This is a genomic window from Acinetobacter sp. YH12097, from assembly GCF_013419225.1.
Classification (GTDB): Bacteria; Pseudomonadota; Gammaproteobacteria; order Pseudomonadales; family Moraxellaceae; genus Acinetobacter; species Acinetobacter amyesii.
In genome coordinates this window covers 13,914-36,912 of sequence record NZ_VPAN01000001.1, presented here as the reverse complement: position 1 = coordinate 36,912, position 22,999 = coordinate 13,914, and the positions used below count along the sequence as shown (strand labels likewise).

At 40.1% G+C, this 22,999-nt stretch carries 17 protein-coding genes and 1 pseudogene; 4 read left to right on the top strand and 14 right to left on the bottom strand.

The genetic code is table 11. The annotated features are described in order from the left end of the window. Positions 1 to 19: 19 nt before the first annotated feature. The 9 genes and pseudogenes from FTU37_RS00155 to FTU37_RS00115 form a co-directional block, all read right to left on the bottom strand. A complete protein-coding gene (locus tag FTU37_RS00155) occupies positions 20 to 718 on the bottom strand; it encodes a DUF1826 domain-containing protein (protein ID WP_168377463.1) in 699 nt (232 codons plus the stop codon). A gap of 128 nt (positions 719 to 846) precedes the next feature. Continuing rightward, positions 847 to 1,083 (bottom strand): VF530 family DNA-binding protein, encoded by a 237-nt coding sequence (locus FTU37_RS00150; protein WP_168377462.1) that lies wholly within the window; start codon positions 1,081 to 1,083, stop codon positions 847 to 849. Positions 1,084 to 1,602: 519 nt separating this feature from the next. Then, positions 1,603 to 2,940 carry an MFS transporter gene (locus FTU37_RS00145; protein WP_180123537.1) on the bottom strand — a complete coding sequence of 446 codons (1,338 nt, stop codon included), beginning with the start codon at positions 2,938 to 2,940 and terminating at the stop codon, positions 1,603 to 1,605. Positions 2,941 to 3,142: 202 nt separating this feature from the next. Then, a complete protein-coding gene (locus FTU37_RS00140; protein WP_180123536.1) occupies positions 3,143 to 4,168 on the bottom strand; it encodes an enoyl-CoA hydratase/isomerase family protein in 1,026 nt (341 codons plus the stop codon). 24 nt (positions 4,169 to 4,192) lie between these two features. Then, positions 4,193 to 4,967, bottom strand: a pseudogene (locus FTU37_RS00135) (enoyl-CoA hydratase). A gap of 79 nt (positions 4,968 to 5,046) precedes the next feature. Next, positions 5,047 to 6,174: an acyl-CoA dehydrogenase family protein gene (locus FTU37_RS00130; RefSeq protein ID WP_168379600.1), complete on the bottom strand. Its 1,128-nt coding sequence runs from the start codon at positions 6,172 to 6,174 to the stop codon at positions 5,047 to 5,049. A gap of 121 nt (positions 6,175 to 6,295) precedes the next feature. Continuing rightward, positions 6,296 to 7,951: an AMP-binding protein gene (locus FTU37_RS00125; RefSeq protein WP_180123535.1), complete on the bottom strand. Its 1,656-nt coding sequence runs from the start codon at positions 7,949 to 7,951 to the stop codon at positions 6,296 to 6,298. Between the two features lie 89 nt (positions 7,952 to 8,040). Beyond that, positions 8,041 to 8,934: a 3-hydroxyisobutyrate dehydrogenase gene (gene mmsB, locus FTU37_RS00120; protein ID WP_168379602.1), complete on the bottom strand. Its 894-nt coding sequence runs from the start codon at positions 8,932 to 8,934 to the stop codon at positions 8,041 to 8,043. 15 nt (positions 8,935 to 8,949) lie between these two features. Then, positions 8,950 to 10,467 (bottom strand): CoA-acylating methylmalonate-semialdehyde dehydrogenase, encoded by a 1,518-nt coding sequence (locus FTU37_RS00115; RefSeq protein ID WP_168379603.1) that lies wholly within the window; start codon positions 10,465 to 10,467, stop codon positions 8,950 to 8,952. Positions 10,468 to 10,630: 163 nt separating this feature from the next. On the opposite strand from FTU37_RS00115, the gene FTU37_RS00110 reads away from it, so the two are divergent. After that, complete coding sequence (locus FTU37_RS00110) at positions 10,631 to 11,512, top strand: LysR family transcriptional regulator (protein ID WP_218954622.1); 882 nt, start codon at positions 10,631 to 10,633, stop codon at positions 11,510 to 11,512. 121 nt (positions 11,513 to 11,633) lie between these two features. Continuing rightward, entirely contained in the window at positions 11,634 to 11,792 is a 159-nt protein-coding gene (locus tag FTU37_RS00105; RefSeq protein WP_168379604.1) for a hypothetical protein, read from the top strand. A gap of 215 nt (positions 11,793 to 12,007) precedes the next feature. Here FTU37_RS00105 and FTU37_RS00100 read toward each other — a convergent pair whose 3' ends face one another. Next, the gene (locus tag FTU37_RS00100; protein WP_168379605.1) at positions 12,008 to 12,823 is read right to left on the bottom strand and encodes a hypothetical protein; all 816 of its coding nucleotides are present in this window, start codon (positions 12,821 to 12,823) and stop codon (positions 12,008 to 12,010) included. A gap of 197 nt (positions 12,824 to 13,020) precedes the next feature. On the opposite strand from FTU37_RS00100, the gene FTU37_RS00095 reads away from it, so the two are divergent. Together FTU37_RS00095 and FTU37_RS00090 are read left to right on the top strand one after the other, a co-directional pair. Next, positions 13,021 to 14,445 carry a PLP-dependent aminotransferase family protein gene (locus FTU37_RS00095; protein WP_168379628.1) on the top strand — a complete coding sequence of 475 codons (1,425 nt, stop codon included), beginning with the start codon at positions 13,021 to 13,023 and terminating at the stop codon, positions 14,443 to 14,445. Between the two features lie 120 nt (positions 14,446 to 14,565). After that, positions 14,566 to 16,002 (top strand): amidase, encoded by a 1,437-nt coding sequence (locus FTU37_RS00090; protein ID WP_168379606.1) that lies wholly within the window; start codon positions 14,566 to 14,568, stop codon positions 16,000 to 16,002. 108 nt (positions 16,003 to 16,110) lie between these two features. Here FTU37_RS00090 and FTU37_RS00085 read toward each other — a convergent pair whose 3' ends face one another. The 4 genes from FTU37_RS00085 to FTU37_RS00070 all read right to left on the bottom strand — a co-directional run bounded on the left by FTU37_RS00085 (position 16,111) and on the right by FTU37_RS00070 (position 22,888). After that, a complete protein-coding gene (locus FTU37_RS00085; RefSeq protein ID WP_171525957.1) occupies positions 16,111 to 18,240 on the bottom strand; it encodes a TonB-dependent receptor domain-containing protein in 2,130 nt (709 codons plus the stop codon). Between the two features lie 728 nt (positions 18,241 to 18,968). Continuing rightward, a complete protein-coding gene (locus FTU37_RS00080) occupies positions 18,969 to 20,282 on the bottom strand; it encodes a DcaP family trimeric outer membrane transporter (protein WP_180123533.1) in 1,314 nt (437 codons plus the stop codon). A gap of 126 nt (positions 20,283 to 20,408) precedes the next feature. After that, positions 20,409 to 21,782, bottom strand: coding sequence for an MFS transporter (locus FTU37_RS00075; protein WP_180004495.1), 1,374 nt, complete (start codon positions 21,780 to 21,782; stop codon positions 20,409 to 20,411). A 191-nt stretch (positions 21,783 to 21,973) separates the two neighbouring features. After that, on the bottom strand, positions 21,974 to 22,888 hold the full coding sequence (locus tag FTU37_RS00070; RefSeq protein ID WP_168379609.1) for a LysR family transcriptional regulator: 915 nt from the start codon (positions 22,886 to 22,888) through the stop codon (positions 21,974 to 21,976). Between the last annotated feature and the right edge of the window lie 111 nt (positions 22,889 to 22,999).

Sequence of the window (22,999 nt, the reverse complement as noted above, 5' to 3'; positions counted from 1 at the left end):
TATTTAAACACAGCTAAAATCAGCAAATCAGTATAAGCCGATATTCACCTACATTTTCTACAGGTGCGCGGTGTACACAAGGCAAAACTTGCTGTGTAGGATGATCCACCGCTAAACGCCAAAGATGACCATTGCCTAGATTTACAGGCACAGCATTTTCTTTGAGCTGATAATGTAAATCAAAAAAATATTCCGCTAAAAAATCATCAAATTCTGAGGTAGGGCCATCGTACAAATCTTTAAGTTGTTCTCGTATTTTAGGAATTAAGATTCTTTGTGTCACTTGATCATTTGGCACAATATCACTGGAAGCACCATAATATGTACATAAAAAGGTATCGGTAGCGATAGGTGATCGATCGACATGAAAGGAATAAACATCGGTTGAGATGAAATCGAATTCATCATCTCGTTCATAACATTTGAGCAAGTTCAACGAAGGTGATGCACCAAATTCTGTTAATTGTTGCAGATCATTTAAAATAACTTCTCTGGCTAAATGGCCTTGCGATGAAAGTGTTAACTTCATCAGATCATCTATAGAAATTTCGGTTATATTTTCAATCAGTTCGAGTTTTTCGACTATTTCTTTAAAGTCGCCTTGTAAGCTGCGTTGCCAACAGAGCGCATTCATTTGACCTTCAAAATGACGATGAATCAATTCAGAAAATGTAGTGACTACACCAATTTGATGATGCTGGGAAAAAGGATTGCTCATAATAGGGATCGAATTAAATCTGAGGCGAAAATACTGCGTGCAAGGAATAGCTAGAAGGATTCAGCAGTTTCATTTTATCTTAAAACACAAACTGCTATACAAGATTATTTGAGCGTAGGTATTAATCGTTACGCTTTCTGTTTGGCTTTTTGGCGTAAGACATACAAATATAAGCTTTCTACTTTTTCATGTGCCCAAGGTGTAGTACGTAAGAATCGTAGTGATGATTTAACGCTTGGATCTATGCAAAAACATCTAATTTCAATTTTGCGGCTTAAGCCTTCAAAACCACCGTAGTAATCCAATAATTCATCCAAGATGTCAGCAAGTTTTTTGCCGTGTAAAGGGTCATTGGAGGTGCTCATATTAGATCAATCATATTTTGGGAGACCATTATTATAACCTGAGCGAGTTGAAAAAATGAGAGGGTTTGAATTTAAACATCAGGAACGTCAGATTCGCCAATTGATAAGATTCTGATTTCGGCATAACGTATATTATGTTCATTAGCGTACTCGGCATCGTGAATGATAATTTTACAGATTCACGATGTCGAGCTGTGGCAACGGATGCGTTGTGTAGGCCACAGTCTTGGATATTCTATTTAACATAATATATATTATACGAAATAGTATAATTAAGACTTTGATATTTAATATTTTTTAATTTATTGGTGCTTAAATCTTTCATCTGTGTAACAAACTTGATTTGTTGCTCTTACACATCAAACATATTTTGTGCCGCCAAGATCCTACGCAATACTGACAATATTATTTGTCCTGCTACAATCCTCAGACAAGAAAAAAGCCATAACAACGATTGCTATGGCTAATTCACATTAATTTCTATATTTAAATCAATCAATTGTTTTACTAATTGTTGATTTAGGAAGATTTGATTTCCTCACTGCTAAATGCATTTTCCTTTCGCTCTATTTGATCCGGCTTTAAGAATGATGATGCAATAATCGCAATCACTGCAAAGCCTGAAATATACGCAATAATTAAATTTGGGCTTCCATCACCAATACTTAGCAATTTTGTCGCGATTAATGGAGCTAAACCACCACCTAGCACGCCTGCAAATTGAACTGAGATTGAAATACCGCTATAACGTATTTCTGCTGGAAATTGGCGCGAAAATAACTGTGACTGCGGCGCATACATCAAAGGAAAAACCACACCAATACCAATCACAATGGCCGTCCAAACCAATACTGGATCTTTAGTATTTAACATCGCAAAAAATGGATAGCTGTATAAAGCCAGTACGCATAAACCAAATCTAAACATGTTTTTTTGCCCAACTTTATCAGACAAATGTCCAAAAATTGGCGTAATGACCATGATGACTGCAGCACCACAAATCGTTGCAAACAAAATGTCTTGTCTAGGAATATTCAGCTGTGTGGTAGTATAGGCTAAAGCAAATGTCGATGCCAAATAGAACCAAGCATTTTCAGCAGCTCGAGATAAAATAATCGTAATCAACTGCTTAGGATGATTTTTAAACACTTGTTTTGCTGGAACTTTAATTGTTTCAGTTTGAGCTTTAACTTTTTCAAAGTCTGGTGACTCCGGTACTTTTACACGAATATACCAACCTACAGCCAGTAAAATAATGCTGGCTAAAAATGGTAGACGCCAACCCCAGCTAAATAGCGCTTCTTCAGGTAACATTGAGACTAGACCTAAAGCTACCGAAGCGAGCAATAAACCACTACCTGTACTGGCTTGCGGTAGACTTCCCCAAAAGCCTTTTTTACCCGCTGGCGCATGTTCTACCGCCATGAGTACTGCTCCGCCCCATTCTCCACCCATGGCCATGCCTTGTATAAATCTTAAAATAATTAAACAGACCGTTGCCCAATAACCAATGGTTTCAAATGTCGGTAACAACCCAATCATCACCGTGGGAATACCCATCAACATTAATGTGACCAATAACATTGATTTACGACCAACTTTATCGCCAAAATGACCAAAAACTATTCCACCGAGTGGTCGACCAATAAAGCCTACAGCATAGGTTGCAAATGCAGCCAACACGCCAGTTAAGGGATCAAGATTTGGGAAAAAAAGTCGATTGAAAATGAGTGCTGCGGCAGCACCATAGATAAAAAAGTCATACCATTCGATGGTTGTACCCACCATACTGGAAATACCCGCTAAACGATGCGAGGACTTAGCTGGTGGAGCTGTGTTTCCCTGTACATTTTGCATTGTTATCTTCCTTATTCTGCAAGATATTTCTACGTTGCATTTTCACGATGCTTGATTTGTATGATGATTTTCTTCATGAAAATCAATATTTTTAGATCTTATATATGTTTAATTTACGCTGAGTCACTGGTTCATATCGAACATAAAATCAAATATGAATATTGACCAAGGGTTTGAACCGTGAATGTTTTTAAATTACTGATTAAATAGATATTTCCTCCATTATTTTATCTAAGGTCGGACTAGACTGTTGCCACTTTGGCTGTTTGTCTTTATCCACAATTAATGCGCGCACACCTTCGACAATATCGCCATGTTGAAACCAAACGTCTTGTAAATGTCGTTCAATTTGCATGCATTGCTTCAGTGAAAGACCACGACCTAAATGCTGGAGTTGTAAACTGATTCTTTTCGCGATTGGAGATCGTTGTTCCAAGGTATTGCGTATTTTTAGCGCCCACACTTGAGCATCATTATGCTGTTCATTTTCAAGACTATTTTCAATGGCATTAATGCTCTCAAAACCAAAATGCTTACGAATTAAATCTGCATTTTGACTAAGTTCACTTTCCGCTGGTCGAGTAATATATTTCGCAATCAATTGTTCAATATTTTCCTTGCTTAGTTGCTTGGAATTTCTTAATTCTTCTTCTAATTGAACAAGTTGCTCACTCGGAACATGGTAGTCAATCAAATCTAGATACAACGCATCGCTGGCACTGATTTGATCGCCTGTAGTTGCCATGTACACACCAATATCATCTAAACGTGATAAAAAGTGTGTCGCAGCCACATCTGGGAAAAATCCAATGGCAGTTTCAGGCATGGCAAATCTAGATTTTTCGCTGCTCACAAGCACATGACATGCTTGGGCCAAGCCAAATCCACCGCCAAGTACATAGCCATCAAGTATGACAATAATGGGTTTTTCATACGCACGAATGCTATTCAGCATTTCATATTCAGCTTGAAAATAAGCTTGATGATCTTCTCTACCATTCATATAACTATCATAGAGATAGCGAATATCTCCACCTGCACAAAATGCTTTGGGACTATTTGAGCGAATAAGTACGGCATGAATATGGGTTTGATCAGCCCATAGTGCTAATTGCTGTTGAATCCCTTGAATCATTTCCAAAGACAAGGCATTTAAACTTGCCACGCGATCTAAACTGATTTGGCCTAAATGTCCATGTTCTTCAATCATTAAGTTATTTGTACTCATATCCGTATTATCCTTTTTTTATTTTTAATTGTTTTTAAAATTGGCTTGGCGCTTTTCAACAAATGCTTGCATGCTTTCTTTATTGGTCTTGAGTTGCAAAAATCGAATGGAATGTTCTACGTTCAAAGCGTAAACCTTCTTGCAAACTCACTTCAAATGCACGGTTAATTGACTCTTTGATCATTATGGTTGCGACTACAGATTTTTCGGCTATTTTTTCAGCAGCTTTTAAGGTCTTTTCGACTAACTCCTCTTTAGGGAAGACTTGAGCAACTAAACCGCTCTGCTCTGCTTCTACTGCGCCCATTTGTCTCGCAGTCAGACACATTTCCATGGCTTTGGCCTTACCAATAGCAAGCGTTAAGCGCTGTGTCCCACCTATCCCTGGGATTACTCCCAAAGTCACTTCTGGTAAACCGAATTTTGCATTGTCGGAACAGTAAATAAAGTCACACATGAGCGCTAACTCACAGCCTCCACCTAACGCATAACCACTAACAGCGGCGATTAAAGGTTTACGGCGCTGTGCAATTCGATCTGCCAGATGAAAAAAATCATCCAAATAAATATTTGGAAAACTCAGTTCAGCCATTTCTTTAATATCTGCACCAGCGGCAAAGGCTTTTTCAGAACCTGTAATAACCATACAACCGATGGCTGGATCTCGATCTAAATCATCTAAGGCCAAATTAAGGTCTTTAATTATTGTGCTATTCAACGCATTTAAGGCCTGAGGACGATTTAAAATAATGAGTCCAACACCATTGTTCTTTTCGAGCAGAATCGTTTCAAATTGCATGTGAGATCCCTATATATGTTCAATATTTATGAGTAGGCTTCATATCTGAAGCCTTGTCGTTTTAAATGTCTTAAAGACGTTATAAGCTACGGGCAATTACTAAACGTTGGATATCACTCGTACCTTCATAGATTTGGCAAATACGTGCATCACGATATATACGCTCTATCGGGAAATCTTTGAGATAGCCATAACCACCAAAGACTTGTAATGCTGCAGAGCAAACACGCTCAGCCATTTCAGATGAAAAAAGCTTGGCCATAGACGCTTCATTTAAGCAAGGTTGTCCTGCTTCTTTTAAACGTGCCGCGTGATAGACCAATTGGCGTGCGGCCTCTATTTCTGTTGCCATACTTGCCAATCGGAACGCAACTGCCTGATGTTCAAAGATCGGCTTTCCAAAGGTAATACGCTCTTTGGCATATCGGGTTGCTTCTTCTAATGCTGCACGTGCAAGACCAACTGCTTGCGCCGCTATACCAATACGACCGCCTTCTAGATTTGATAAGGCGATTTTCAAACCTTCACCTTCTTTTCCTAACATTAGGCTTTCATGCACTCGCACGTCTGTTAGTGCAATTTGGCAGGTATCTGAGGCATGTAATCCAAGCTTTTCTTCAGTACGAATCACTTCATAACCGGGTGTTTCTCTTGGGACAATAAAAGCACTCAAGCCTTTTTTCCCTGCACTTGGATCAGTCACAGCAAAAACAATAATGACCCCTGCATTATGTCCAGAGGTAATAAACTGCTTAGCACCATTAATCACCCATTCATTGCCATCTTTTACTGCACGAGTTTTAATGGCAGCAGCATCTGAACCCGTATGTGGCTCAGTTAATGCAAATGCACCGATCATTTTGCCTTGTGCTAAAGGCACTAAATATTTCTGCTTTTGTTCTTCTGTGCCAAATTTAGCAATAGGAACACAGCCTACCGAGTTATGTACACTCATAATGGTTGAGGTTGCCCCATCTGCCGCGGCAATCTCTTCTAAAGCCATAACATAGGCAAGATTACCTGTATCTGAACCACCCCATTCATCTGATACCAACATACCCAATAAACCCAGTTCCCCCATCTGCGCTAAAGCCGCTTTGGGAAAGGTACCGTTTTTATCCCATTCAGCCGCTTGAGGTTTAATTTTTTCCTGTGCGAAACTGCGTGCCATGTCCTGAATTAATAATTGTTCTTCGGTAAATTGCATCTTATCTTCCTGTACATCAATCAATTGCTTTCATCCACTTTGAAAATGACTAGAACTGAATGAAAGCTTGATTCCTGATCCTGATTGTTCGGCATTAATTTAGAGTTAATCGTTACGTCATTTAACTTGCATGCTGCGTGGATTGTTTTGCAATCTCTTGATTTCTTAATAAGAAGCGCTGAATTTTTCCGCTTGGAGTTTTCGGTAGTTCTTGAACGAACTCCACCAATCGTGGATAAGCATGTGCGGATAAGCGCTTTTTCACAAATTGCCCTAGCTGCTCTGCTAATTCTTCGGACGCTGTGACATGCTCAGCTAAAATTACAAAAGCTTTTACGATTTCTGTCCGATCTGGATCAGGCACACCAATGACCGCAGCTTCAATCACTGCATCATGCTCAAGTAAAGCGCTTTCTACATCGAATGGCCCGATACGATAACCTGATGTGGTAATCACATCATCATTACGACCAACGAAGCTCATACTGCCATCTGCGTGTAATTCTGCGGTATCACCCGTGAGGTAATAATGCTTTACAAAGGGTGACTTACGACTTTCTTTATAGCCACCAAACCACATCATCGGTGATTGACTGATATCAACAGCCAGTACTCCTGGCGTTCCTGCATCTAGCTCTTGCCCTTGTTCATCAACAACCGCCACGCGATATCCTGGACTGGCATAACCTGCGACACCTGCGCGAATATCATGTTGTAAACCATGGTGATTACACACCACCATACCAACTTCAGTCTGACCATAGTGGTCAAAGATCGGTGCATCGAGGACTTGTTTAAACCAGCGGAACACTTCAGGGTTAAGCGGCTCTCCAGCACTACTCACGACTCTAAATTTCCCTTTGAGTTTTGCCATTTGTTCAGGATCAGCCGCCATCATCATTCGATACGCTGTCGGTGCGCCTGCAAGGTTCGTCACCTTGTAGTCATCTACGATCTGACACAAACTATCAATGCTAAAACCACCTTCGTAAAAGAGTGTTGCATGTCCAAGTAAAAGTGGTCCAGTGATTCCATAATACAAACCATAAGCCCAACCCGGATCGGCAATATTCCAAAACGAATCATCTTCACGCAGTCCTACCGCATTTTTCATATATTGACCAAAAGCGATCAAAGCTTTAAGCGGGACTTCTAAGGGCTTTGCAGGACCTGTAGTACCTGAAGTAAACATTAGAAGAAATGGATCATTGATGCTCTGTAGGACAATTTCACAATCTGTAGACTGTGCGTTTACTTCATCCCAAAAGTTTAAATCTCCCTGTTGAATCCCTTGACCCGCTGGATCTGCAACAGTAACGATTTGGGGACAATGTGCAACTTCATCTAATTTACTGCGATTACCAACATCGCTAATCACCAATTTGCTTTGTGCAAGGTGTAAACGATGTTCAATGGCTTTGGGGCCAAAGGCGGTAAATAGCGGTTGATATACAGCACCTATTCGCCAAGCCCCTAAAATCACCACAAGTAATTCAACTGTACGGGGTAATAAACCCGATACACGATCACCTTTTTGCACACCCTGTGACTTTAAAAAATTGGCAAATTGGCTTGACCACTGTTGCAGCTCTGCAAAGGTATATTGTTCTTTCCGCCCATCTTTGCCTTGCCAATACAGTGCAACCTTATCTTGATCAATCGCATGACGGTCGCAGCATTCATAACATGCATTTAATTGCTCTAAAGAGCCTGATAACATTTCTTTGGCAGCATGATTTAAGTCAAATGCCTTTGCAACATCTTGATAATTCGACATCTTCTCTACCTCAGTCTTAATTTATTGTTATTCCGACACGAGTGTTAGTATTTTTAGCCATCCCTAGGCCAGATTAGTATTCAATCTGATTATTCAGCGCCATTAGGTAAGTATTGCTGCACAATGCTTGAAAAATCTAAGTGTGCATTACCTTGTAAACACAGCTGTTGATACATCTGCTGAACCAGTCCACCTAAAATAATCGGCTGTTTGACTTGTCCTGCGGCTTCTACAGCCAATCCTAAATCTTTCAACATCAACTGCGTTGCAAAACCATCGGTATAGCCACGTCCTGCAGGTGCATTTGCTGAGATACCCGGCCATGGATTACATACATCCGAACTCCAGCAACGTCCGCTCGAACTATTCACCACACCTGCTAAGGCTTGAGGATCAATCCCCAGACGCGCACCGAGCGCCATACCTTCAGCAACGGCTGCCATGGAAATACCAAGAATCAAGTTATTGCAAATTTTCGCAATTTGACCTGCACCCACATCACCACAATGCACAATGTTTTTACCCATGTGGCCCAATACCGCTTTGGTTTTTTCAAAGGTTTGATCATCTGAACCGACCATAAAGGTTAATGTACCTGCCTGAGCACCAATAGTTCCGCCTGAAACAGGTGCGTCACAGATTTTTATCTGATGTGCAGCACCCGCCTCGGCTATATCCTTAATGGTTTGCGGATCAATGGTACTGCTATCGATACATAAGCTTCCTGCTTTCATTACCGCTAATACACCATTTTCTCCCAAATACACTTCTTTGACATGCTTGGCAGCAGGCAACATGCTAATCACAACATCTGCTTGTTTCGCTGCATCTTGTGGGTTTTGGCAAACGATGCCACCTGCTTCAGTAAAATGCTGAATCGCAATTTCGCTTAAGTCGAAACCGTAAACCGTAAAACCTGCTTTGAGTAGGTTTTGGGCCATTTTTCCGCCCATGTTTCCTAAACCGATAAAGGCAATATTCATCCTTGAACTCCTAAATTAACGTAGGTTAATGGTGGTATTCACTTCACCTTTTTCTTGTGTATCTTCGAACCAACGACTGGTGATGGTTTTGGTTTGTGTATAGAACTGAATTGCTTGCTTACCATATGGACCTAAGTCACCCAGTTTTGAACCACGCGATCCTGTAAAGCTAAAGAAAGGTACAGGTACAGGAATTGGAATATTGATACCCACTTGACCAATATCAATATCGCTTTGGAATGTACGAGCGACTGCTCCGCTTTGTGTAAATAGTCCTACACCGTTGCCAAATGGATTGGCATTAATTAATTCAATCGCCTGCTCCAGAGTATCAACATGTATAATGGCTAAAACGGGTCCAAAGATCTCTTCGGTATAGATACGCATATCGGTTGAAACTTGATTAAAAATCGTTGCTCCGACAAAGTTTCCTTGCTCATAGCCAATGACCTCAACATCACGACCATCCAGCAACAGTTCTGCGCCTTGTTCTACACCGCTTTGAATTAAATCCAGTACACGTGCTTTTGCGCGAGGTGAAATGACTGGGCCAATATCGGTATTCGGCTCATGCCCTGCATTAACCTTCAGCGTTTTGGCTTTTTCAACCAGTTCATTGACCCATTCTTTACTTTCACCAACCATGACAGCAACCGACAAAGCCATACAACGCTGACCTGCCGCACCAAATGCTGCACCAACGAGAGCATTTAAAGTTTGTTCTTTATTGGCATCTGGCATCACCACCACATGGTTTTTAGCCCCCATCATCGACTGCACACGTTTTCCATGCTGTCCTGCAAGGTTATATACATGTGTACCAACAGCTGTAGAGCCTACAAATGAAATGGCCTTAATAGCTTGATGTGTGCATAAACGATCAACGACGTCTTTACCACCATGCACTACGTTCAATACGCCTGCTGGTATACCGGCTTCAATCGCAAGTTCGACAAGCATCATGGTCGACAATGGATCTTGTTCAGATGGCTTTAGAACAAAGGTATTTCCACTGACAATAGCCATTGGGAACATCCACAGTGGAATCATCGCAGGAAAGTTAAATGGCGTAATTCCTGCGCATACACCCAAAGGTTGTTGCAAAGTATAGGTATCCACACCACGTGCCACACCTTCTATATATTCGCCCATTTGAAGTGTGCCAACCGAACATGCATGCTCAACGACTTCTAAACCACGTTGAATATCACCCTCAGCATCTGCTAGCGTCTTTCCTTGCTCAGCAGTCAGTACACGGGCAATGTCTTTCATATTGCTACGGATCAGATCTTGTAGTTTCAGCATAATACGCATACGTGCTTGAACGGGTGTTAAGCGCCAAGTTTTAAACGCCTCTTGAGCTGAAGCAATCGCTGCATCCACTTCTTCCATAGTCGCCATTGGTACACGACCCAAAACCTCTTGAGTTGCAGGATTTAAAATGTCTCGCCACTCTGTAGTGTTTGACTCTACAAATTTACCGTTAATTAATAATTTAGCCGTCGATGACTGAATATTTGACATTGTGTTCATGACCTCTCCATAGGCACTTATTGTTTTGTACTGACTTAGAAAATATCCAAAAGCCTTATATTTATATTTTCCAATTCACTTCAAACTAGCAAAGAAAATTTTGACTACCAATAGAGATTCACGCACGATTGATGTGCAAATATGCACAGGGATGACAATAACAATGAAAGTAGATTGGGATCATTTACAGTATTTTTTGGTTTTGGCTCGTGCGAAAACCCTAACCAATACCGCACGTATTATCGGTGTTGAGCACAGTACAGTTTCTCGACGCATACATGCGCTAGAACTGGCTTTAGGCACACCATTATTTAAACGTGAAGCCACAGGTTATGAGCTCACTTTAGAAGGTTTGGCACTGGTTCCTCGCGTTGAACAAATGGAACAGGCCTTTTTACAAATCGAAAAACCCAACCAATCTATGCAAGGTCGTGTGCGAATTGGCACACCCGAAGGGTTTGGAACAGCATTTTTGACACAGCTCTTGGCAGAATTGTCCAAAAAATACCCCTTGCTGACTATCGACCTTATTCCTGTCCCGAAAATGATCAAGCTTTCACATCGTGAAGCAGATATTGTTATTTCCATCGATCGACCGAAATCTGGGCCCTATATCATTACTCGACTAGCAGACTATTGTTTAAAGATTTATGGCAGTAAGGAATACTTAAAAAACACGCAACCCATTCATACCTTAGAAGATTTAAAATCACACACTTTTGTGAACTATATAGATGATTTGGTCTATAGCCCTGAACTGTATTGTTTAGAGCGCTTACCTATTCAGCTCAATGCAAACTTTAGAAGTAGTAGTATTTTGGCACAACAAATTGCCGTGAGTGCGGGTGCAGGATTGGCAATATTGCCCAAGTTTTTGGCCGAGGAAAAACCCGAATTAGAACAGGTCTTGGCGCAAGATGTTCGTTTTGTACATACCTTTTGGATGCTAACCTTAGTCGATTTACAACATGAGCCACGCATTAAATTGGTTTGGGACTTTTTGAGAAAAAGAACCGACCAATATCATAGTTTATTAATGGATTAAGTCAGGATGGCTGCTTCTAAACTATAACTGTTATAGAAATTTAGATGAATGTTGTATCTATGCTTTCAAGTGATATACCCCAATAATCACCTATAACCATTAGGGATTTAGAGTACATCTTATGAGCAATCAAGAGCCTAAAAAACCGCAAAAATATGCAGACAGTGAAATTTCAGATAAGGCCTTTAAACGTGCCATTATTTGGTTCTCAATCTATGTGCTTTTATTCTGTATTGGTGTAGCGTTTGTCGTTGGTGCAGATAATTCTTATCTACCTTAAGCGATAATCTATTCGCTTATTGCAACTCGCTATTGCATGTATATCTTACATTTCATGTTCGCTCATGATCAGTTCATAAAGTATTAATATGATCATTAGGCCAAATAATTTGGTTTTAAATTTAAAAAAAAGCTTGTAAGTCTACATTTACAAGCTTTTTGCATTTTTAAAGTGATCATATCACAGATATAAAATTACTTTCCCATCTGAATAGCTTATGCAGGACTTTGCTTTTTAACTTGGTGCTGTAGATGCGTTTGAATATATTCACCGTAGACCGACATTTTTTCAAAGATGTGTTCTGAATAAAACATGTCTTCTACCAAGACTTGCGCACGGTCAAACTCATATAAACCTAATCGTTGTAAAATTTTCGCATTGATAAACGAAAATTTTTGGCATAAATCGATATATTGCTGATCTTTGTCTTTAAATAGCAGCTTTAACATATTGATTTTATTTAGATCAAAGTCAATCGGTTCAGCTTTATCAGCCAAGACATGGATTTCAACATCTAAAAATTCAGCGAGCTTTTTTAATTTTTCTAGGTCTATATGTAGATGTGTAATACAAATGATTTTGGAAACTTTCGGATTACATAAGCTATTGATCAAACTAAAATAGAAGTATTTTGCTGGCGATAGTTGTTCATTATGTAGCTCAATGTAGACATTTAGTCCCGATAAAACATCATCAACTTTAAATGCGCTAAGTTTAGCCTCAGCATGGTAATAACGATTTAATATTGCAACATTTTCAGGGCTTTGTGGTGTAGCGTAGATCACCTTCTGATTCAAATTCGCTAAGATAAAAGGTGCAAATAAAAAAGCCGCATTTTCAGCCTTGGCATTCATATGCTCCTGACAAATACTGACATAGCCCACTTGCTGTACTTGTCGTAAAATTCGACTGCGTAAAAGTACTGCTTCTAAATTAGTATGCTGTTGTTGCAACAGATGCAGCGTTGAAGCTGTTAATGGAACACCCACCAGTAAATGTTGTAACAGTTCTAATTCACTGGCTTTAAACATAGTCAACTCCCTAACTTCTATACCATTTGACACCACAAGTGTTGTGGTCAATGCACCTTATAAAAAATTCAAGCTTAAAACTAGATACAGTGAATTTGAAAAAACATATAACAGTACCGACCCATCTGTTATAAAAATATAATGCTGGGAAACTTTTACTGATATATTTATAACAGAATCTTGACTTGTTGATGACTATGTATAAATCGGAACAGCTCGCACAGCACCTACGTCAACTGATTGAAAATGGCACTTTAAAAGCGCACGAAAAACTCCCTTCTTTACGTGAACAAGTGCAGTTGTCCGGCTTTAGTTTAATCACAGTCATGAATGCTTATCAGGAGTTAGAATCGCGTGGCTTAATCTATGCACGTGAGAAATCTGGCTACTATGTGGCGCAAGGCTTAGTCGAAATAGAGGCTGAACAAACTCAAATCGTGTCCTTAAACACACCGGTTGAAATTAACTCACTAGTATTTAAGTATTTAAAATCAATACAAGATGAAAAAATCATTCCCTTGGGATCAGCTTTTCCAGCTCAAGACATTGTTTTTTCTAAAAAGTTAACCCAAATCATGGGGCAAATTTCCCGAAATTCCAAAAGTTACGATGCCATTGATAATCTTCCACCTGGTAATTTAGCCCTACGTAAGTTAATTGCACAGCGCTATTGCATGCAAGGCATTGCCACAGATCCAGAGGATATTGTGATTACCTCAGGCTGTATGGATGCACTGAATCTTTCCTTACAGGCAATAGCTTCACCGGGTGACTATATTGTGTTACAGCAAAATATTTTCTATGGCGCCTTGCAAGCTGCAGAGCGCTTAGGCCTTAAAGTGGTGACCTTACCTGAACATCCACAAGACGGTTTTGATTTAACCGCGTTTGAACATATTTTAAAAACTTATCCCGTCAAGATCTGTTGGTTGATGCTGAATTCACATAATCCTGTGGGCTTCACAGTGAGTGATGAAATCAAGCAAAAAATTGCCGTGCTCTTACACCAATATCATGTGCATTTAATTGAGGACGATGTGTATGAAGAAATGCATTATGCGTCCAAGAAACCTGTTTCAATGAAATACTTTGATCAAAATAATATGGTCTTACATTGCTCTTCTTTTTCTAAAACGTTGGGCGCTGCATTTCGGGTCGGTTGGGTGCACGCCGGTAAATACTCTCAAGCGATTCAACACTTACAACTCATGAGCACGATTTCCGTCAATACCTTATTGCAAAATGCCTTGGTGGAATTTATTTCAAATTATCATTATGAAAAACATTTACGGGTCTTAAGAAAAAGTCTACAACAACACAAATTACAGTTTTACCGTTATTTAGAAAGCCGCCTACCGACTGGATGCAAATTACAATATCATCCAAGTGGTTATTTTCTTTGGTTAAAACTACCGGAAAATGTTGAAAGTATGGCAGTCTATGAAGCCTTAATTCAACAGCAGATTGGCATTGCACCAGGCCGTTTATTTAATGTTGCGGAAGCCAAAACTCAATATATCCGTTTAAATTGTTCCTTTGCATGGAAGGATGAGATTCAACAGGCTTTAGATGCCCTCCTTAGTACAATCTCTGCACTTTCCTCAGATCAGATGAATATTTGACAATTTTTATTGTCATTATTATGCTCAAACAGATATTGTTCAAATACATATATTTGTTGTTGAGATAACAACGAATTCATTCAACATTTACCAAAATTCAAAAAACAAATAGGTTCGTTCATGGAAGATCAAAAACACAGTCAACGCATACATGCCTTTAGTTCGGATGTACTCACAGATCTAGATGCTGTGGGGATTGCACAGCTCATCAAATCTAAAGAAGCCTCCGTGCAAGAAATAACACAAGCGGCCATTGCACGTGCGGAACAAGTGAACCCGCATCTAAATGCCATTGAACTGGACTGTTTTCAGCGTGCTTTAGAGCAAAATCAATATGTTGAACATGGTCTTTTTGCGGGTGTCCCTTTTTTCTTTAAAGATAATCTAGATTATCAAGGATTGCCCTCACGCCATGGTTCAAAGGCCATCGGTTCAAAACCAGCCGATCGTAATCCTCAAATTAGCCAACAAATCTTAGATCAAGGGTTTGTCGTATTAGGAAAATCCAAGCTCCCTGAATTTGGTCTAAATGCCAGCACCGAATATAAAGATGGATCAGCCACCTATAACCCTTGGCATTTAAGTTATTCCTGCGGTGCATCTTCAGGGGGTTCCGCAGCTCTCGTTGCAGCCGGTGTAGTGCCGATTGCCCATGCCAATGATGGCGGTGGTTCGATTCGTATCCCTGCTGCATGCTGCGGTTTGATTGGATTAAAGCCTAGCCGTGGCCGTACTTATGACAGTGAAGCAGCAGGCTCTCTTCCGATTAATATCATCAGTGAAGGTGTCCTAACCCGTAGCATACGAGATACTGCTCATTTCTATGCAGGAATGGAATCAAGTTATTACAATAAAAAGCTGCCACGCATAGGCATGATTCATGGGCCTTCTAAACGTCGATTACGCATCGGTTTAGTCCCGCAATCGATTACAGGGCAAATAGATAGCGAAACAACTGCAACCTTAATGCATAGTGCAGCACTCTTAGAAAAATTAGGCCATCATGTTGAAGAACTTCAATTACCTTTTTCCTTAAGCTTTGTTGAAGATTTTAGTGAATATTGGGGGATGTTATCCTTTTTACTGAGTACCTTTGGCAAGAAAATCTTTGGCGCTGACTTTAATCCAAAAGAGTTAGATCACTTAACCGTTGGTTTATCGAAGTTGTATAAAAAGAACTTTTATAAAACCCCGCTATTTCTGTATCGATTAAAGAAAATGCAGCAACAATATCGTGAAATCTTTAAGCATTATGACGTTTTGCTATCGCCTGTACTTGCACATACCACACCTAAAATTGGCTATTTGTCACCTCAATTACCGTTTGACCAGTTATTTGAGCGTATACAGAACTATGTGACATTTACACCTATCCAAAATGTGGTGGGTGCGCCGGGTATGTCGATTCCTATGGGAGAAACGCAAAACGACGGACTACCGATCAGTATGCAAATTTCAGCCGATGTCGGTGATGAAAAAACCTTGATCGAACTAGCGTATGAAATTGAAGAAGCTCAGCCATGGCGACGTATTCAAGATATGCCTCGTACTGCTTAACAACTCAATCAAAGATTTAAAAAAAGGGAGCTGATTGGCTCCCTTTTTTATTTTTAAATCCGCAGAATAAGGCTTTTTAAGGGATCACTGCATTTGAATACAAGATGCTTAATTAAAATGATACGTCAGTCCTGCATATACCGCCCGACCTTCACCCGGTGTTAAACGAGCAGGATCTTTGCCGGCATCGTTATAACCCGGTGTGACGGTAGATGCATATTTTTTATTAGCTATATTTCTGAAATCCAACCACGCCATATACTGTTTTTGCGGTTGTATATAACCGAACGATGCTCCCCAAATTTGCCAATCTTTTGTATAGACACTATTGGCATAGTCAGTTGCGACCTTTGCGGCATAAAGTGTATTGACCGCAGCATAAAAGCCTAAAGGATGTTCGTATTTAAGTTCAGCCTGATAGATATGTTTAGGTATTCCTGCAAGCTCATTTTTTCCAAATACCGCATCATTTTTATAGTGAAAATCATTCAAGGTATAGGCTTGTTTTAGTTGAACTTGTCCATATGTATCATTTTGCCAAAGTGAACTGTTTAAACCGACTTCAATCCCTTGATGGATGGTGTCTGAAGCATTTGATTCAGCAATAATCTTTTTAGGCTCTGATTGGATTTCAACGGCCAATAGTTCATTTTTAACCTGTGAATAGTAATATGCAATATTCCACTCACCCAGTGCATGTTGACCACGCCCACCTAGTTCAAGAGTGTTCGCTGTCTGACTATTCAAATGTATCGGAGCACTTTGGCGTCCCGTTGCTGCGCCACTACCATCTGGGAAGTATTGATCCGACCCCCAAATTAAAGCCCATGGATGTGGTGCTTCTAAGCTTCGACTGACATTGGCAAAGAGCTGTGTTTCAGGTTGGATTTGATATCGAAAACCTAGCGATGGCAGGACATTCCATTCACGAATATTTTCTTTATGGCTTTGCACAGGCCATGTCACTTCACTTTCACGATGGGTGTACGCCAATGCGACACGACTATCGAGCCAAAACTGTGGGTGTAGTGCCAAGGCATTGGCATAATGTAAAACATAGTCACCACCTTGGTAGGTATAATGCCGCGTTTCTGTACCCGCAGCATAGGCGCCTTGCGCAACACGCAAGCGTTCAACGACCTGACCATCTGGCAAATGCGTGGTACTCCGAAAACCTAAAGTATTTTGGCTTTCATGCCCCCATAGCGTTCGGTCAAATTGGTAGTTAAATAAGGTACTAATATCATCATAGTCAACATCAGTACTATAAAGTCCTTCTTGCAAATCCATCGGATAATGATGATAGGCCAGCCCCAACTGTAAGCGATCGCCTGAGTCCAAAGTCATATTGGTTTTATTCGCCAACCAAAGACTTCCCGGCTGCGGACGATTATTATTCAGCGAGATATTTAGAGGTACTGCTTGTTTTGGATCTTGTTCAATCTGTTGTTGGGTTAGACGTCCCGGCGTTTGGTGTTCAGTTTCTCGGTAACGCAGATAAAAACGTGTATCTAGGTTAGGGTTTATTTGATATCCCACATTGGCCGATATACCTTTGCTCTGGCTTGAGGCATGATCTTGATAACCATCATCATCACTTTGCGTTAAGGAAAGATAATAGTCTAAGTCACCGATTTGTTGTCCTGAGCTGATTTCACTTTTTTGATAACCATGGCTACCCATTTCATGATGCACTGACAGTTTTGCTGCATTTTTTCCAGTTGGGCTAGCATAGTTAATTAGACCACCCAAGCTTAATGCGCCACGTGTTAAACCATTAGCCCCTCGTAAAACCTCTATATGGTCTACCCACAGCGGCTCAAGCAGTTCATAAGGTGTTCCTCCTGGCCCTGTAAATGGCAAATCATCTAAGGTCACATACAAACCTGAAGCATGCGCCCCCGGTGCACGATTGATCCCCGAGCCACGTATCGACAGTTTCACCCCTTCATTCCCTGAAGATGCCGCGTAAATCCCCGGTTGATTTTTAAATAAATCAGCATTTGTTCGCTTCGGTATATCTTGAATGTCTGCTGCAACGATCGCATTGGTTGCACCATTTACTTTAGTTAGTGCTTTTTTTATTTGTTCATCCATTGAACTTTGTTCAACGTTGATGGTTATTTCAGGTAATACATTGCTATCTGCAACACTATATTGTGCCAATGCAGTAAGCATCATCAGGCTTAAAAGCTTAAGTGACGTGTTGTTATATTTGGAAAATTGAGGGACATCCATGATTGCGTCTTCTAAGTGAAACGAAATTGACGGCAAGGATTATAGTGTGTTTTATCATCATGTATGTATCAAAATATTTCAAAATTCATGATTTTTATCAATATCCTTCTTCGTATTTTTATATTCAAATGATTTGTTAAATGAAATAAAACAGATAATTATATTTTTTAGTCAAAAATAAAAGTTTCTAAATAAGATAAAAGCCCTCAATCAGTGAAGATCAAGGGCGTGTATGGATTGAGAGTACACATTGAAAGATTGTCGGAAAGTTAGATGTCAAATCCTGAACATACTTTCAATCACGCTCTCGTTAAATTGATATCTGATATTACGCACGTAAAAGTAATTTCGCATTATTAAAATAACTTTTAAAACTAACGAAGTCTTATATATAGGGATTGAATAAATGGATTAGCCTTCGGCTGGAGGTACTCTTACGAAACATTGTTTCTCATTCGGCAAAATGAGAAGCAAAGCTTCGCAAGGAAACCATCTTGCGGTGCAATGCACCTCACCGACAAAACTCGTTCACTAATGTCAAATTATTTAAAGTCTCGCTAAAACATTTTTGATGAGAAGTAGTCTTGTCTCAAACACTTGCGGATGACTTTACCGCGGATCTTTCTTTTATTTGAATCAAATTGCGCTTCTGATGTTACTGCGTAACATCAGTTGATATTTTAAATTCAGAGATTACAGTTTGAATTAATCAATCCCATGTAACGACATTAGAAGTTATACATCGCGACCGCATTGATTCGATTATCTTCACCCTTGGTACTGCCATTTGGTGCAGCGCCAAAAGCTTCACGTTCACCATAGACATATTCCAGACCTAAACTAATCGGCTTAACAGGGCTGTAAAATACATTTGCCCATGCTTGCCACAAGTTTTTATTGGCCTTGGTTTTATCGACTAATGAGTTGACATAATCTGCATTGTTATCTGCTTTCATATAACCATAGCCCAATGTTCCGCGCCATTGTGCTGAAATTTGTTGAGTTAAACCTACTGTAATCGAGTCAAATTCATTGGTGGCGATGATGTCTTTATCCGCATTAGTGACAAAACCTTGGTTGGTCCATGACACAAAACTACTGTCGCCTTTGACATGGTAATAATCCGCCTTGAGCACTGTTTTATCCGTCAAATCTAGTTTTGCGCCCAGACCAAGCCCCCATGCGGTTTCTGTATCCGTATCCGTTTTCTTTTCAGCACCCATCGCACGTGCGCTTAACATCAGCGTATCTGTCATTTTATGGTTTAAACGCGCTGTTAATGCAGGCAAACGCATGTTTGAACTGTCATCCTTAGAATCTTCGGCAGCGAGTACAAGATTTGTCTCTGGACTAAATTTGTGACTATAGCGAACTTGCGGTGTACGTTTAACAGCACCACCGACATAGCCCAATGCATCAATGGTTTCAGGCATATAATCAGGTACAGCAAAGTTAGACCATGTTTGCCCCACCAACCAATTGCCATAGGTTAAATAGGCATGACGAATACGTAGTCCATCATTTGCACCCAAAAAGTCGACTTCAATTTTACCGCCTACATCTCCCACTTGAGTCGGCGTTTTAAAGTCTAGTCCTAAACGTGTGGCAGCAAGTGTTGCTTTTAAACGATCTGAACTTTCAGCATTCCCTTCTAGCGGAACACTATTCATTTGGTTATACAGGCGAGATAAGCTGCCGCCTTCTGTCTGATAAGATGCATCTGCTCGCACATTGCCATACAAGCTAAACTCAGCGCCCGATTTGGTATTTAAACTCAGGCTCGGTGTTTGAGTCGGTTTTTGATTCTGCGCAGCAACTACAGATCCTTGTTTTACGTCTTTGATTTCACTCGACAAAGTGTTTTGCTGCTGAACATATTGCTGCATCATGGCTTTTAATGCTTTGACTTCATCACGCAACTGTTCAACTTCAGCTTCGCTGACTGCCGCATGTGTCCACATGGGGAACGCGACTGCACAAGCTAGTATCATCGGTTTAATTTTAAAGGTTTTTTTGACTAAATTTAGCTTTTGAGTTTTCATCCTGACCTCGATTTGGGCAATGCCCTTTCCTTATTTTTTGTCACAATTTCCCACTAGCCCTCATGCTGTGCATCAGGGCCTGGAAACTTAAAATTTTGGGGTAATGTTAAATCTTTAAATATCGGCTTAATTCGCTGGATTTTTGATAGCTTGCGTATTGAGTTTTGGCGATTGACCTTGAGTAGATGCCTCTACAGACGCTTGCAAATTCACCATAAAGATCGCCAATGCAGCAATAACACCGGGAATGGCTATCACCAAGAAGTTCATTTGATGCGGCAAATTCATGGTTAACAGTGCCCCTGTAAGCACAGGTCCAACGATTGCACCAATTCGTCCAATACCCGATGCCCAGCCCATACCTGTAGAACGTACCGTGGTTGGGTAGTATTGTGCGACAAAGGTATAAAGTAGGATTTGCGAACCGATGGTAGCTGCGCCTGCTACAGCAATTAAGGTATACAGAACCATTTGCGGACTGTTAAAGCCCAGTAAGATTAAAGCCAATGCGCCACACATGAACATGATGCTTAGTACTTTCTTGATATGGAATCGGTCTGCCAAAGCACCACCACCAATAGCACCTACCATTCCACCAATATTCAGTGCAAAGAGGAAAATCATACTTGCACCTAGCGAATAGCCAGCTTGAATCATCAATTTTGGTAACCAACTTCCAAGTGCATAAACCATCAATAAGCACATGAAAAATGCAATCCAGAACATAAACGTACTGAAACTACGGCCTTGTTGAAATAATGCTTTTAACGGAGCTTTGTCTTCTTCAGAAACCTCATTGAGTACAAATTGAGTATCTGTTGTGAGGACTTGTTCAGGGGCAATTTTTGAGACAATCGTTCGAGTCGTATCTGTTTGATGCTTTGAAGTTAAATACATCAATGATTCAGGGAGGAATTTCCAGATTAAAGGCAGTGCAAGACATGGAATAATCGCAATATAAAACATGATTTTCCAGCCATATACAGGCACTAACCAAGCACCCAATAACGCTGAAGCCATACCACCAATGGCATAACCACTAAACATTAGTGCAACCAAGGTGCTGCGTATACGTTTTGGCGCGTATTCTGTCATTAATGCCACAACGTTCGGCATAACACCACCGATGCCTAGACCGGCAAGAAAGCGTAAAATACCAAACTCAACTGGAGTACTTGCAAAAGCACCGCAGAAGGTAAAACCACTAAAAATACCGACGCAGATCATAATGGTTTTTTTACGACCAATTTTATCGGACAGTGTGCCAAAACACATGGCACCGAACATCATGCCAAATAAAGCCGTACTTGCCAGTAAGCCGGCTTGTACCGCAGATAATGACCATTCTTGCATCAACAACGGTAAGGCAACACCATAGATCACCAAGTCATAACCGTCAAAAATAATAATCAAAAGACACCAAATCAAAACACCCCAATGAAATGGCGTAAATTTGGCTTCATCAACCAAGGTATTAATATTAATTTTCTGGTTTTGCATAGCCCACCTCCTAATTGTGAAGCTTGTAAAATTCGCTTTTCACAATGAATAAGTCGGTGCTTAATGTCCAAAACCGATTAGGCATGTTTGTATACCTAAAAAGTTGAATACAAATTAATCCCTTGATTCCGCTTTATTTAAATAGATCATTTCATATGTGCAGTTCATCTGAACGTCTAGCGACAGCATACTCAAAACACAGCACGATCATAAGGAATCGCTTCTAAATCATATACTTGATAAACACTATCAAATAAACCACGAATATCTTCGCTTTCATCCATATTACGTACAGCCATAAATACAGGGCTAATCGCGGCTTCATCTAAGATAGGAACAAAGGTTAAATGTGTTAATTGCACACTTTGGGCACTCATTGGAGTGATACAAACCCCTTCATTCGCTGCAACAAAGCCCAAGGCCAGTTGTAATTCACGTACTTCACGTACTTTTTTAGGTTCCAAACCATACTCTGAAAATATGCCACGCACTTGGGTCGAAAAATTCGGTTTATTGTGATTTGGGTAAAAAATCAATTGTTGATCGATCAGATCTGCAAGATAGACTCCTTCCTTTTTTTGTGCCAAAGGATGACTAGCGTGTAAGGCAACTACTAAGCGTTCTTCACGCAGTAAAACCCGTTTAATTGCAGAGTCTGAAATACGCAAACGCCCAAAGCCGACATCTATACGACCTTCCTTTAATGCTTTGATTTGTTCTGTGGTGGCCATTTCCTCCATTTCTATTTTTAAATGTGGATGTTGTTGTTTAAATAAGTACAAAATATTCGAGAGTAAACCAAACAATAAAGAGCTCACAAAACCGATTGTCACTGTTCTTTCTGTCAAACCGATTCGTTTCGTCATTGATTTAATTTCTTCTGCATTAGACAAAAGTTTTAAAGCATGATGATAAAAAAATTGGCCTGCTTCTGTAGTCTTAAGCGGACGGCTACCGCGTTCAAATAACTGAATTCCAAGCTCATGTTCCAAATTTTGAATCTGCCGACTCAAAGGTGGTTGAGCTATATATAGTTTTTCTGCCGCTTTGGTAAAACTTTGCTCTTCAACCACCGCGACAAAGTATCTTAAGTGTCTTAGTTCCATGGCTATCAATACCTATTAAGTATAATAAAATGCAAATTTGATCTTCGACGTGAAGATTTTATTCTTTTAAGGTATATCACATAGACAGGATTAAGCAAATTTAATCCCATC